This window comes from Frigoribacterium salinisoli (assembly GCF_054781095.1).
The window spans coordinates 1,227,207-1,240,724 of sequence record NZ_BAAGVB010000001.1 but is presented as its reverse complement, the minus strand read 5'-3'; the positions used below and the strand labels follow the sequence as shown (position 1 = coordinate 1,240,724).

Annotated in this window: 11 protein-coding genes and 2 tRNA genes; 9 read left to right on the top strand and 4 right to left on the bottom strand. The window is 74.2% G+C overall.

The window, feature by feature from the left end:
- Window positions 1–228: 228 nt before the first annotated feature.
- The 3 genes from gltX (at window position 229) to ACYVHQ_RS05815 (ending at window position 2,775) form a co-directional block, all read left to right on the top strand.
- Window positions 229–1,716: a glutamate--tRNA ligase gene (gltX, locus tag ACYVHQ_RS05825; protein ID WP_460511194.1), complete on the top strand. Its 1,488-nt coding sequence runs from the start codon at window positions 229–231 to the stop codon at window positions 1,714–1,716.
- Window positions 1,713–2,648, top strand: a complete 936-nt coding sequence (locus ACYVHQ_RS05820) for an NAD(P)/FAD-dependent oxidoreductase (RefSeq protein ID WP_460511193.1) — start codon at window positions 1,713–1,715, stop codon at window positions 2,646–2,648. Before gltX ends, ACYVHQ_RS05820 begins: the two co-directional genes overlap by 4 nt.
- Window positions 2,649–2,703: 55 nt before the next feature.
- Window positions 2,704–2,775 (top strand) — tRNA-Gln (locus tag ACYVHQ_RS05815).
- A 251-nt stretch (window positions 2,776–3,026) separates the two neighbouring features.
- Here ACYVHQ_RS05815 and ACYVHQ_RS05810 read toward each other — a convergent pair.
- Entirely contained in the window at window positions 3,027–3,662 is a 636-nt protein-coding gene (locus tag ACYVHQ_RS05810; RefSeq protein ID WP_460511192.1) for an MBL fold metallo-hydrolase, read from the bottom strand.
- Window positions 3,663–3,800: 138 nt separating this feature from the next.
- Between ACYVHQ_RS05810 and ACYVHQ_RS05805 the strand changes: the two genes are divergently transcribed.
- Window positions 3,801–3,876, top strand: a tRNA-Glu gene (locus ACYVHQ_RS05805).
- Window positions 3,877–4,023: 147 nt separating this feature from the next.
- On the opposite strand, the gene ACYVHQ_RS05800 is transcribed toward ACYVHQ_RS05805, so the two are convergent.
- The 3 genes from ACYVHQ_RS05800 to ACYVHQ_RS05790 form a co-directional block, all read right to left on the bottom strand.
- Entirely contained in the window at window positions 4,024–4,698 is a 675-nt protein-coding gene (locus ACYVHQ_RS05800; protein WP_460511191.1) for an alpha-ketoglutarate-dependent dioxygenase AlkB, read from the bottom strand.
- Between the two features lie 45 nt (window positions 4,699–4,743).
- The gene (locus tag ACYVHQ_RS05795; protein ID WP_460511190.1) at window positions 4,744–6,144 is read right to left on the bottom strand and encodes a PQQ-binding-like beta-propeller repeat protein; all 1,401 of its coding nucleotides are present in this window, start codon (window positions 6,142–6,144) and stop codon (window positions 4,744–4,746) included.
- 239 nt (window positions 6,145–6,383) lie between these two features.
- Entirely contained in the window at window positions 6,384–7,985 is a 1,602-nt protein-coding gene (locus ACYVHQ_RS05790; protein ID WP_460511189.1) for an outer membrane protein assembly factor BamB family protein, read from the bottom strand.
- A 195-nt stretch (window positions 7,986–8,180) separates the two neighbouring features.
- Here ACYVHQ_RS05790 and leuC point away from each other — a divergent pair, with 195 nt between their 5' ends.
- From leuC to ACYVHQ_RS05765, 5 genes are read left to right on the top strand one after another with little or no spacing between them, the layout of a single operon-like run.
- Window positions 8,181–9,659, top strand: coding sequence for a 3-isopropylmalate dehydratase large subunit (leuC, locus tag ACYVHQ_RS05785; protein ID WP_460511188.1), 1,479 nt, complete (start codon window positions 8,181–8,183; stop codon window positions 9,657–9,659).
- Window positions 9,659–10,255, top strand: coding sequence for a 3-isopropylmalate dehydratase small subunit (leuD, locus tag ACYVHQ_RS05780; RefSeq protein ID WP_460511187.1), 597 nt, complete (start codon window positions 9,659–9,661; stop codon window positions 10,253–10,255). The genes leuC and leuD overlap by 1 nt, the downstream gene beginning before the upstream one ends.
- Window positions 10,256–11,623, top strand: coding sequence for a UDP-N-acetylglucosamine 1-carboxyvinyltransferase (gene murA, locus ACYVHQ_RS05775; RefSeq protein WP_460511186.1), 1,368 nt, complete (start codon window positions 10,256–10,258; stop codon window positions 11,621–11,623).
- Between the two features lie 5 nt (window positions 11,624–11,628).
- The gene (locus ACYVHQ_RS05770; RefSeq protein ID WP_460511185.1) at window positions 11,629–12,429 is read left to right on the top strand and encodes a lysophospholipid acyltransferase family protein; all 801 of its coding nucleotides are present in this window, start codon (window positions 11,629–11,631) and stop codon (window positions 12,427–12,429) included.
- Window positions 12,430–12,488: 59 nt separating this feature from the next.
- Entirely contained in the window at window positions 12,489–13,508 is a 1,020-nt protein-coding gene (locus ACYVHQ_RS05765) for an NAD(P)H-dependent glycerol-3-phosphate dehydrogenase (RefSeq protein WP_460511258.1), read from the top strand.
- Window positions 13,509–13,518 lie beyond the last annotated feature (10 nt).

Below are 13,518 nucleotides of genomic sequence, written 5' to 3'. Positions count from 1 at the left end.
CTCTCAGCGCCGATGGTACTGCAAGGGGGACCTTGTGGGAGAGTAGGACACCGCCGGACATCCATTGACACCACCCCGCGGGGTGGTGAACCAGAAGAGCCACCCCACAGGGGTGGCTCTTCTGCGTTGAGGGCACCTCTCCTCCGGTGCCGAGAGCTCCCTGCGCGCGCTCGGCAGGCAGGTGAGGACTCGGGGGAGCGCGACCGTTCGCCGCTAGACTCGCCAGCGATGTCTGCTCCCTTCTCCACCGCCACCGGCACCGACGTGCGCGTGCGGTTCTGCCCCTCGCCCACCGGTACGCCCCACGTCGGCCTCATCCGGACCGCTCTCTTCAACTGGGCCTACGCCCGTCACACCGGCGGCAAGCTCGTGTTCCGCATCGAGGACACCGACGCCGCCCGTGACTCGGAGGAGAGCTACGAGCAGATCCTCGACGGACTGCGGTGGCTGCACATCGACTGGGACGAAGGCGTCGGCGTGGGCGGTCCGCACGCGCCCTACCGGCAGTCGCTGCGGCACGACCTCTACCGAGACGTCATCGACCAGCTGCTCGAGCGGGGCCTCCTGTACGAGAGCTTCGCCACGGGCGAGGAGATCGAGGCCCGCAACATCGAGCGCGGCCGCGACCCCAAGCAGGGCTACGACAACTTCGAGCGCGACCTCACCGACGAGCAGCGCGCCGCCCACCGCGCCGAGGGCCGGCAGCCGGCCCTGCGCCTCCGGGTGCCCGACCGCGACCTGGGCTTCGACGACCTCGTGCGTGGCGAGATCACGTTCCCGCAGGGGTCCTTCACCGACTTCGTCGTCGTGCGGCCCAACGGCGTGCCGCTGTACACGTTCGTCAACCCGGTGGACGACGCCCTCATGGGGATCACGCACGTCCTCCGCGGGGAGGACCTCCTGCCCTCGACGCCGCGGCAGATCGCCCTCTACGAGGCGCTCGTCGAGATCGGCCTCACCACGTTCGTGCCGCGGTTCGGGCATCTGCCGTCCGTCCTCGGCGACGGCACGAAGAAGCTGTCGAAGCGCGACCCCGAGTCGAACCTCTTCCTGCACCGCGAACGGGGCTTCGTGCCCGAGGGGCTCGTGAACTACCTGGCGCTGCTGGGCTGGTCCCTGTCGCACGACCGCGACGTGTTCGACCTCGACGAGATGGTCGCGGCCTTCGACGTCGTCGACGTCAACCCGAACCCGGCCCGCTTCGACGTCAAGAAGGCCGAGGCCATCAACGGCGACCACATCCGTCGCCTGGCGGCGGACGACTTCGCCGAGCGCCTCGTGCCGTACCTCTCCGGGGTCCTGGCCGACCCGCCGACGGCGGAGCAGCACGACCTCCTCGTGCGGGCGGCACCCCTCGTGCAGGAGCGGATGGCGCTGCTGGGCGAGGCTCCGGGCCTCCTGTCGTTCCTCTTCACGAGCGACGACGAGCTCGCCTGGGAGGACGACGCCCTGAAGACGCTCAAGGAGGGCTCCGACGACGCCCTGCGCGCCTCGATCACGGCCCTGGAGGGCGTGGCCGAGTGGCGGACCGAGCCGATCCAGGCCGCGCTCACCACGGCGCTGGTCGACGAGCTCGGGCTGAAGCCGCGCCTGGCGTACGGGCCCCTCCGCGTGGCCGTCTCCGGTCGCCGGATCAGCCCGCCCCTGTTCGAGTCGATGGAGCTCCTCGGGCGCGAGTCGACGCTGCGGCGCCTGCAGCGCCTCCTGGATCGATGAGCGAGACGTTCGACGTCGCGGTCGTCGGGGGAGGGCCGGCCGGCCTCAGCGCCGCCCTGAACCTCGTGCGCGCCCGGCGGAGCGTCCTGCTCGTCGACGCCAACCGGCCCCGCAACTCGGCCACGCTGCTCTCGCACGGGTACCTCACGCGCGACGGCATCTCACCGCTCGAGCTGCGCCGCCTCGGCCGTGAGGAGTTCCTCGGCTACGAGGGCGCGACGCACTGGCAGACCGTCGCGACCGCGATCGAGCCGGCCGCCGGGGGCTTCGAGCTGCGCTGCGAGTTCCGCGGCGAGGTGCGCTCCGCGTCGGCCGGCATCGTCGTCGCCGCGACCGGCTTGCACGAGACGCTCCCCGCCCTGCCCTCGATGCGGGCCTTCTACGGCACCGCCCTGCACAGCTGCATGGAGTGCGACGGGTGGGACAAGCGCGACCAGCCGCTCGCCCTGTTGGGCGAGCACCCCGACCTGGCCGAGCGGGCCCTCCTGCTCTCGCAGTGGTCGGACGACGTCGTCGTCTTCACCAACGGCGCAGGAGTCGTCACCCCCGCCGAGGAGGCCGGGCTCGCCTCCCGAGGCGTCCGGGTCGAGCGCCGCCAGGTCAAGGACGTCGTGGGCGATCGCAGCGGCATGACGGGCGTCGAGCTCGTCGACGGCGAGGTCGTGCCGCGCACGGGTGGCTTCGTGCGCCCCGAGTGGTCGCCCGCGCTCGAGTACCTGGCACCGCTGCACCCCGAGCTCGACCAGGACGGCCTGCTGGTCGTCGACGACCACGGACGCACGTCGGTGGCCGGCCTGTACGCGGCGGGGGAGTCGACGGCGCCCGGCGCGCAGCAGCTCATCGTCGCCGCGGGCTCCGGGGCGCGCGTCGCCGCCGTCGTCAACCGCGACCTCGTCGGTGGTCTGCAGGACCTCCCGGATGCTGTACAGTAGGTAACCGGTTCAGCACATGGGCCGACGATGAGATGGCCTCGACGGCCGCTCTCATTGGGGTATGGTGTAATTGGCAACACGACGGTTTCTGGTACCGTTGTTCTTGGTTCGAGTCCAGGTACCCCAGCAATCTAGTTCCCCGTGACCGCGTCGCAGACGCGGGACGGGGAATTGCTCTTTCGTGCCCCTGATGCGCCGTCCCTGCCGGGCGCACCGGCGCCGGGGTGGGAGTTCCTCGGCGGGTGCGAGCGGCGGGGGGAGTCGGCCGTGGCGGCGCCCAGGTTCGCGCTCCTCACGCGTTGCGACGTCCGCTACCGCGGCAGGGCCAGGATCGGCCCTGGCCCTGGCCCTGGCCCTGGCCCTGGCCCGGCGCGGGCGTCAGAGGTCGATGGTCTCGTGGGGCTGCAGGACGCGCGGGTCGCCGCCGTAGGACTCGACGACGGCCTTCAGGCGGTCGACGTGCATCGACAGGCCCGCCTGCGAGAGGGTGCCCTCGTGCACGGGGAACGTGCGCGTGGCCTTCACGGCGTCGGCGTAGTCCATGACCTCCGCGACCTTCGACCACGGCGCCCCGATCGGCACCGCGAGGGTCTCGACGGGCACCGGCGGCACCGTGAACTGGTCGCCGGGGACGAAGAGCCGGCCGTCGACGAGGACTCCGACGTTGTCGACCACGGGGATGCTCTCGTGGATCACCGCGTGGCGCGAACCGTGGAAGGCCAGGTCGAACGGCCCCACGGTGAGGGCGTCGCCGTCGTGGACCTCGTGCACGTCGTAGCCCGTCGCGGCCGCCACGACGCCGGCGGGGCCGTAGATCGTGAGGTCGGGGTTCGACTCGCGCAGGTGGTCGAGCTGGTCGGGCGTCCAGTGGTCCGGGTGCTCGTGGGTCACCACGACGGCGACGACCCCGCGCAGGCCGACGAGCGGCGTCGTGAAGCCGCCGGGGTCGACGACGAGCTTGGCGTCGCCCTCCGTCAGGACCAGGCAGGCGTGTTCGTACTTCGTGAGGCGCATGACGCGACCGTACTCCCGCCCCCGGCGACGGCCCCGGACGTGCTCTCGAGGCCCGTCCCTAGAGGGCCGGAAGACACGAACATCGCTCGATTTGCACGCGTTTCGATCTGTGTGCCATACTCGACGAGTTGCAAACGCGGCCCCATCGTATAGCGGCCTAGTACGCCGCCCTCTCACGGCGGTAACGCGGGTTCGAATCCCGCTGGGGTCACCAGTCCGATCCTCCCAGATCGGCACGTGACAGAGAAGGCCCACCCGGACTCCGGGTGGGCCTTCGTCGTTCCCGGGGACGAGTCCGGGGCGACGGCCCAGGGCCTCGAGCGCCAGACGTCAGGAGTCGGGCGTCGGGCAGCCGGAGCCCTCAGGGCCAGTCGGGCCTGAACTGCACGCTGATCCGCGGCCCCACGGCCTTCGCGGTCTTGGCGATCGCGTGCTCGTGCGTGCGCTGGCAGCTGCCGCCCATGACGAGCAGGTCGCCGTGCCCGAGCGGGAACCGCCGCACCGGACCGCCGTCGCGGGACCGGATCGCCAGGGTCCGCGCCGCCCCGAGCGAGACGATGCCCACCATCGTGTCGAGGTGGAGGGTGCTGCCCACGCGGTCGCCGTGCCACGCGATGCTGTCGTCGCCCGTGCGGTAGAAGCAGAGGCCCGCCCGCCGGAACAGCTGGCGTGGCTCCGTCCCGCGTGCGGCGTACCAGCCGTTCAGCGCGTCGCGCGCGGTCGCGAGGGCATCGTCGGGCAGGGCCTCGTCGGTGCCGTAGTGGCGCACGAGGCGAGGGACCTCGACGACGCGGTCGTACATCGTGCGCCGGTCGGCCTGCCACGGCACGCCCGTGACGAGGCGCTCGAAGAGGGCGTCGGAGCCGCGCAGCCACCCGGGCCGCACGTCGAGCCACGCGCCCTGGCCGAGGTCGATGCGCTCGACGCGGCCGTCGAGGTCGCCCGGGGCGACCGCGTCGCCACCGGCAGGCGGGGCGTCGAGGTCGTCGAGGCTGTCGAAGAGCGACGGGGTGCGCTCAGGGGCGAAGGAGGTCATGGCGTCAGCGTACGCCGGTTCGAACACGCGTTCGAACCCGGTGCGTCAGGGGGACGCCACCGCCGCGGTGGGCCCGACCAGCACCCGCACGGTGCCGTCGACGTCCACCGCCACCAGGCGCCCCGCCCACGCGGAGGCCTGCAGCTGCGCCGCGTGCTCCCAGAGGACGCGGCCGTCGTCGAGGTCGAACGCCACGAGGGTCGAGCGCGCCCCCGAGACGCCGAAGGCCAGGGCGTACCCGACGGTGCGCCCCGCGGCGACGAGCAGCGCGTCGTCCGGTAGGGCCACCCCGTAGCGCGGGGCGCCCGTGCCTCCGTCGAGAGCCCGCACGTCGAGCGGGCCGTCGCCCACCGGCGCGGTCGTCACGAAGACGTCGCCGTGGCGCTGCCCGGGCAAGGTCCTCGCCACGCTCGTCGCCGCCACCTCCACCGACCAGGAGGCGGCGCCCCGGGCGTCGAGGAGGGTGAGGGTCCGCTCCCGCGGGTCGAGCACGACCACGCCGTCGCGCACGGGCGACAGCGCCACGCGACGACCGACGGGTGCGGACCAGCGCGTCGTGCCGTCCGGCGCGAGGGACACCACGCGGGCCGGGTCCCCGGGGCCCGCCGGGGCCTCCAGGGCGAGGAGGCCCCCGTCGTGCGGGCGGACGTCCTGCAAGCGGTCGAGCCGCTGGCCCCAGGCGCGCTCGGCGCGGGACGCGAGGTCGACCTGCACCGGGCCTCCTGGGCGGTCGACGACGAGGCGGTCGGGGAGCGCGACGGCGGCGCCCTCGGCGGTGCCCGTGCCCGTCCAGGCGACGCGGCCCAGCGCCCGGAGGTCGCGCAGCACGAACGTCCAGGCGTCGTCGCCCGCCGCGCGCGAGGCGAGCGCGACGGTGCGGCCCTCGACGAGCGTGCGCGCGCCCGGCAGCAGCGGTCCGGCGTCGACGCGCTCGACGACGCGGCCGGAGGCGCGGTCGAGGCCGACGAGGACGATCCGTTCGCCGTCGTCCACCCGCAGCAGCACGAGCCCCGTCGCGTCGTCGGCCCAGACGTCGACGTCGTCGGCGCCGTCGACCCGCACCGCCCCCGTCGCGGCGAGGTCGTCGGCGGCGTCGTGCACCCAGCGGAACCGGCCCGCGTCGAGGTCGAGCAGGCCGACCCGGTCGCCGACCGTCGCCTCGGCCGTGGCGCAGTCGCCGTCGTTGGCGGCGCCGTACGACCAGGCGCCGGCCCCGCGCACGACCGCGAGGCCCGGGCCGACCGTCGTGCTCGTCCAGCGCAGGCACTCGGCGGGGACGCCCGGGGCGAGCGTGCCCGCGAGGTCCACGCCCGGGCCGGAGGCGGCAGGAGGCTCGCGCAGGTCGTCGACCGCGGTCCCGCCCAGCGGTGGAGCCGCTCCGTAGCGGGGCTGGGCGATGCCGAGGCCGGCGACGAGGGCGGAGGCCGCGATCAGCGCGCCAGCCACGAGCGCGAGCCGGCGCCCCGGGCGCGGCGGGCGGTGCCCGCGCGGCCGCCGCCGGGGACGCCGGGGGCGGGGCGCGCCCGGCGCGTGCTGCCCGCCCGGGCCGGCCGTGGCCTCCTGCGCGGCCTCGTGCGCGGCCTCGTGCGGTGCCGCGTGGGCCGTGGCGGGGCCGCGGGCGGGCGCCGGGACGGGGGAGCGGGGCGCGGCGACCGGCCGCGACGGGCGCCACCCGACCGGGTCGCTCACGGCGCCACCACCCGGCTCGTCGCCGCCAGTCGTCGGGCGGTCCCGCGGTCGTCGACCTCGACGAGCTCGGAGCCCCAGAACGACAGCCGTCCGGTGGGCGTCCGAGACCAGAGCGTCGCGCCCGTCGCGAGGTCGCGGGCCTGGAGGGCGCGACGGCCGTCCCGGGGGTCGATCGCCAGGAGGAGCGTCGTGCGGGACGCCCCGACGACGTCGTCGAGCCCCTCGACGCGCGTGCTCGAGCGCGGCCGGCCGTCCTCGCCGCGGAGCACCAGCAGCAGGGGAGCGCCGTCGCGCGTCGTCACGACGACCAGGTCGTCGCCCACGAGGCCCGGCGGGTCGAGCAGCGACCACGGCGCCCCGAGGTCGGTGCTCCAGCGGGTCCGGCCGGAGGCGCGGTCGAGGCAGGTGAGCCCCGTCGCGCCGTCCGTCGGCGTGACGACGCACGACGCCGTGACGTCGAGGCGGCGGGAGGCGGTCGGGACGCTCCAGAGCGCGCGACCCTGGTCGTCGAGGGCGCTCACCGCCGACGAGCCCGCAGGGCCGCCGCCGACGGCGTAGGTGACGCGTCCGGGGTCGCGACCCGCGCCTCCTGCCCCCGCGGTCGGCGGTGCCGCCGCGACGTCGACGGGCGACGCCGAGAACGGCCGCACCTCGCCCGTCCCGCCGTCGACGCGCACCGTCCGCCCGTCGGCGACGACGAGCAGGGCGTCGGGCAGCAGGAGGGGCGTGGTGCCCTCGTCGGCGGGCCCCTCCCAGAGCGGATCGCCGATCGAGCTCGCGTCGACGAGCGCCCAGCGCGGCCCGGCGTCGCGAGGGGTGCCGGCCGTGCGCAGCTGCAGCCGCCCGCGCACGTCGACGCTCACGGTCGGCAGGTCGCGGCGGCCGCGGACCGTCTCGAGCGGGCGCCCGTCGGCGAGGTCGAGGGCGGTGAGGGACGCCGTGCCGCCGACCTGCACCTGCACGAGCACGCGCCCGGCGTCGGGCACCACCTGGGAGGAGGGGATCGCGAAGGCGTCCGTGCCGTCGAGGTCGTCGGCCAGGTCGTGCACCCAGCGCACCCGGCCCGTGGCGGCCTCGACCAGGGCGACGCGGCTGGCCACGCCCGTGCCGGCGGCCCGGCGGCAGGCGCCCGTGGCCTCGCCGTCGCCGCCGTCGAGGTCGACCGAGGCGCCCACCGCGACCAGCCCCTCCGCGGCCGGCGAGGGCCACAGGTTCACGCAGCGTCGCGGCGCCTCGGGGGCGAGCAGGCCGGCGAGGTCGAGGGTCCAGCCGTCCGGGGTCGGCGGCGTGCGCAGCTCGGGCAGCGTGGGCTCCGCGCCCCGGGTCGGCCGCGGGTAGTCGGGGCCCGCCAGCGAGCCACCGGCGACGACGACCACGCCGCCGAGGCACAGGGCGAGCAGGGCGGCGGCGACGGAGCGGCCGGGGCGCACCAGGGGCGCGGGGCGCGGGGCGCGGGGCGCGGGGCGCGGGGCGGGCGCGGCGGGCGCGGGGCGCGCCTCCTGCGTGCTCGCCCCTCGGGGCGGCGTCGCGCGCGGGGCGGACGCGGGGCGGCCGGCGGCGGGCCTGTCCGGGCGCCAGGGCGCGTCGTCGGTCGGCACCGTCCGTCGCCTCCTCGCGAGCCCGGCCCGGTCGGGGCACCGGGTGGCGTCACTGTAGTCCGCCCCGCCGCAGGGTTGGGGAGAGGGGGTCGTGGCGGGCACCGGGAACACCCGTGCGCGCTCGCGGGTTGTCCCCCGGGAGCCTCGGGGAGTCCCCGTCGGCGCTGTCGTAGACTTCGACGATCCATCGACCCGATGCACCGAGAGAGAGGCGGCCCCGTGGGCAGGACCCTGGCGGAGAAAGTGTGGGACGACCACGTCGTCACGCGCGGTGAGGACGGCGCGCCCGACCTCCTCTACATCGACCTCCACCTCGTGCACGAGGTGACCAGCCCGCAGGCCTTCGACGGCCTCCGGCAGGCCGGGCGGCCGGTGCGCCGGCCCGACCTCACGATCGCCACCGAGGACCACAACACGCCCACGCTGGCCATCGACAAGCCGATCGCCGACCTCACGAGCCGCACCCAGATCGAGACCCTGCGCCGCAACTGCGCCGAGTTCGGCGTGCGCCTGCACCCCCTCGGCGACGCCGAGCAGGGCATCGTGCACGTCGTCGGCCCCCAGCTCGGGCTCACCATGCCCGGCATCACGGTCGTCTGCGGCGACTCGCACACCTCGACCCACGGCGCGTTCGGCGCCATGGCGTTCGGCATCGGCACGAGCGAGGTCGAGCACGTGCTCGCCACGCAGACCCTGCCGCTCAAGCCGTTCAAGACCATGGCGATCACCGTCGAGGGCACGCTGCGCCCGGGCGTCACCGCCAAGGACGTCATCCTCGCCGTCATCGCGAAGATCGGCACCGGTGGTGGTCAGGGCTACGTGCTCGAGTACCGCGGCAGCGCGATCCGCGCCCTCTCCATGGAGGGGCGCATGACCATCTGCAACATGTCGATCGAGGCGGGCGCCCGTGCCGGCATGGTCGCGCCCGATCGGACGACCTACGACTACCTGCAGGGCCGCCCGCACGCGCCGACCGGCCAGGACTGGGACGACGCCGTCGCCTACTGGGACACCCTCGCGACCGACGACGACGCCGTGTTCGACGCCGAGGTGTTCCTCGACGCCGACGAGCTCGAGCCGTTCGTCACGTGGGGCACCAACCCGGGCCAGGGCGTGTCGCTCAGCGACGTCGTGCCCGCCCCCGAGTCGTTCGACGACCCCCACGAGCAGGCGGCCGCCCGGCGCGCGCTCGAGTACATGGACCTCGAGGCGGGCACGCCGCTGAAGCAGGTCCCCGTCGACGCCGTCTTCATGGGCTCCTGCACCAACAGCCGCATCGAAGATTTGCGTGCCTTCGCGTCGATCGTGCGCGGGCGCACGAAGGCCGAGGGCGTCCGCGTCATGGTCGTCCCGGGCTCGGCCCGCGTGCGGCTCGAGGCCGAGGCCGAGGGCCTCGACCGGGTCTTCACCGACTTCGGCGCCGAGTGGCGCTTCGCCGGCTGCTCGATGTGCCTCGGCATGAACCCCGACCAGCTGTCGCCGGGCGAGCGCTGCGCCTCCACGTCGAACCGCAACTTCGAGGGCCGTCAGGGCAAGGGCGGGCGGACGCACCTCGTCTCGCCGCTCGTCGCGGCGGCCACGGCCGTGCGCGGCACGCTGAGCAGCCCGTCCGACCTCGAGGCCGACGAGCCGGCCGGGGCCGACGCGGCCCTGCTGGCAGGAGGCGCGCGCTGATGCGCCCCGTCACCACCGTCACGGGCGTCGCGGCACCGCTGCGTCGGTCCAACGTCGACACGGACCAGATCATCCCGGCGCAGTTCCTCAAGCGGGTCACGAAGACCGGCTTCGAGGACGCCCTCTTCCACGGCTGGCGCCAGGACCCGGCGTTCGTGCTCAACCAGCCTGCCTACCAGGGCGCGCGCGTCCTCATCGCCGGGCCCGACTTCGGCACCGGCTCGAGCCGGGAGCACGCCGTCTGGGCGCTCCGGGACTTCGGCTTCGACGTCGTCGTCTCCGCCCGCTTCGGCGACATCTTCCGGGGCAACTCGGGCAAGCAGGGGCTGCTCGCGGCCGCCGTCGCCGAGGAGGACGTCGAGCGCCTGTGGGCGGTCGTCGAGGCCGCCCCCGGCACGGAGGCCACGGTCGACCTGGAGTCCCAGACCGCCACGGTGGGCGACGTCACCGTCCCGTTCGAGGTGGATGCCTACACTAAGTGGCGACTCCTCGAAGGCCTCGACGACATCGGCCTGACCCTCCGTGACGAGCCCGCCATCACCTCGTTCGAAACCCGCCGCGCCGCCTGGCGCCCTGAGACATTGCCGGTGAAGTAAGTGAACTCCCTCGTCCAAGACGCCGCAGCAGCAGGAGCCCGCGTCGGGCTCACCTCCGATGAGATCGTCATCCGTGGCGGCAAGCCGCTGATCGGTCGCATCGAGGTCCGTGGCGCGAAGAACCTCGCCACCAAGGCCATGGTCGCCTCCCTGCTCGGCGACACCCCCAGCATCCTCAAGGACGTCCCCGACATCAGCGACGTCAACGTCGTCCGGGGCCTGCTGAGCGTGCACGGCGTGCGCATCACCGACCCGGCGCGCGGCGAGATGATCCTCGACCCGTCGAACGTCGAGAGCGCGCACTTCGCCGAGATCGACGCCCACGCCGGCTCGAGCCGCATCCCGATCCTCTTCTGCGGGCCGCTCCTGCACCGCCTCGGCGAGGCCTTCATCCCCGACCTGGGCGGCTGCCGCATCGGCGACCGGCCCATCGACTTCCACCTCGACGCCCTCCGTGCGTTCGGCGCGGTCGTCGACAAGTCGTACAACGGGATCCACCTCACGGCCCCCGACGGCCTCAAGGGCGCGAACATCGAGCTGCCCTACCCGAGCGTCGGCGCCACCGAGCAGGTGCTCCTCACCGCGGTCCTCGCCCCCGGCGTGACCGAGCTCCGCAACGCGGCCATCGAGCCCGAGATCATGGACCTCATCGCGATCCTGCAGAAGATGGGCGCGATCGTCTCGGTCGAGCCGAACCGCATCATCTTCATCGAGGGCGTCGAGAAGCTCCGCGGCTACACGCACCGGGCGATCAACGACCGCAACGAGGCCGCCTCCTGGGCCTCCGCCGCGCTGGCGACCAAGGGCGACATCTTCGTCGAGGGTGCCGACCAGAAGGACCTCATGACGTTCCTCAACGTCTTCCGCAAGGTCGGCGGCGACTTCGACGTGCACGAGGACGGCATCCGGTTCTTCCACCCCGGCGGCGAGCTCAAGCCCGTCGTCGTCGAGACCGACGTGCACCCCGGCTTCATGACCGACTGGCAGCAGCCCCTGATCGTCGCGCTGACCCAGGCGCAGGGCACCTCGATCGTGCACGAGACGGTCTACGAGAACCGCTTCCAGTTCACCGGGGCGCTCAACGACATGGGCGCCGACATCACCGTGCACAAGGAGGGGCTGCCCGGTCACGACCGTCGCGTCGCGCGTCGCGAGTTCGAGCAGGCCGCCGTCATCAACGGGCCGACCGCGCTGCACGGCGCCGACGTCCGCGTCCCCGACCTGCGCGGCGGCTTCAGCCACCTCATCGCGGCCCTGACCGCCGAGGGGGAGTCGAAGATCAGCAACGTCGGCATCATCAGCCGGGGCTACGAGCACTTCATCGCGAAGCTGCGCAAGCTCGGCGCCGACTTCGACTTCCAGGGCTGACCCCGGTGGCAGGCGACGCCGCCCGGCCCGACCGGCCGGCGCGGGACCCCGACGCGCCCGTCGTCCAGGGTCCCCGCCGGGGCCGGGAGGCGAACGCCGTGTGGCGGGTCGCCGCGGCGATCGCGATCCCGCTGTTCGATCCCATGGCCCGGATCGAGATCCGTGGCGGTGAGAAGCTGCCGCACGACGGCTCCTTCGTGGTGGCGCCGAACCACCTGACGAACATCGACCCCGTCGTCGTGGCCCGTGCGCTCTGGACCCTCGGCCGCGTGCCGAGGTTCCTGGCCAAGGCCTCCCTGTTCCGGGTGCCGCTCTTCGGACGGCTCATGCACGCCATGGGCCACGTCCCCGTCGAGCGGGGCGGCCGTACGCGCGGCAGCAACCCGCTCGAGGTCGCACGGGCGCTCGTCGCCACGGGCGGCGGCGTCATCGTCTACCCCGAGGGCACGCTCACCCGCGACGACGACCTCTGGCCGATGCGCGGCAAGAGCGGGGCGGTGCGACTGGCCCTCGAGGCCGGCGTCCCGCTCGTGCCGATGGCCCACTGGGGCGGCCAGCAGCTGCTCGGCCGCTACTCGAAGAGGTTCCGCCCGTTCCCGCGCAAGCGCGTGCTCGTGGCGCTCGGCGACCCCGTCGACCTCTCCGCCTACCGGGGGCGCCCGCTCGACCAGGCCGCGCTCGCCGAGGCCACGGCCCTGCTGATGGGCCGGATCACCGAGCTGCTCGAGGAGCTCCGCGGCGAGCGGGCCCCCGACCGACCCTGGGAACGACCCGTGACCGACGACGAGCTGCCGGAGGCACCGTGAACACCCGACGCCGACTCGACGACCTGGGCGAGGGCCCCGTCACCACCGAGGCGATCAGCATCGTCCTGTCCGAGGCCGTGCCGCGCCGCGTCGCGGTGCTGGGCGCGGGCAGCTGGGGGACCACCTTCGCGAAGGTGCTCGCCGAGGGCGGCGCCGACGTCACCCTCTGGGCCCGACGCCCGGAGCTCGCCCGCGAGATCACCGAGAGCAAGCGCAACAGCGACTACCTGCCGGGCATCAACCTGCCCCGCACCCTGCGCGCCGACACGCGGGTCGCCGCGGTGCTCGACGGCGCGGAGCAGGTGTACGTCTCGGTGCCGAGCCAGACGCTGCGCGGCAACCTCGCGGCGATCCGCGAGCTCGTGCCGCACGGGGTGCCCGTCGTGAGCCTCATGAAGGGCGTCGAGAAGGCCACCGGCCTGCGCATGAGCGAGGTCGTCGAGCAGGAGCTCGACATCGACCCCGACCTCGTCGCGGTGGCCTCGGGCCCCAACCTCGCGCTCGAGATCGCCAAGCGCCAGCCCACGGCGGCCGTCGTGTCGTCGCGCAGCCTCGAGACGGCCACGGCCGTCGCGGCGACGGCGACCAACCCGTACTTCCGGTCCTTCGTCAACACCGACGTGATCGGCACCGAGTTCGGCGGCGTGCTCAAGAACCTCATCGCGGTCGCGATCGGCATCGTCGACGGCGTCGGCTACGGCGAGAACACGAAGGCGTCCATCATCACGCGCGGCCTCGCCGAGATGACGGCCTTCGCGGTCTCGTTCGGCGCCAGGGCCGAGACCCTCGCCGGGCTCGCCGGGCTGGGCGACCTCATCGCGACCTGCGAGTCGCCCCTGTCGCGCAACAACACGGCCGGCCGCCTGCTCGGGCAGGGCTACGCGTTCGGCGACGTCGTGCGGCAGATGGACCAGACGGCCGAGGGGCTCGCCTCGGTCGCGCCGATCCTCCAGCTGGCCGCCGAGCGGGGCGTGGACATGCCCATCGTGTCGCAGGTGGCCGAGGTCCTCGCCGGTACCCTGGACCCGCGCAACATCGCGCCGCACCTCACCGAGACGAGCGAGCCCCAGGGCGAGTGACCGACCGGTG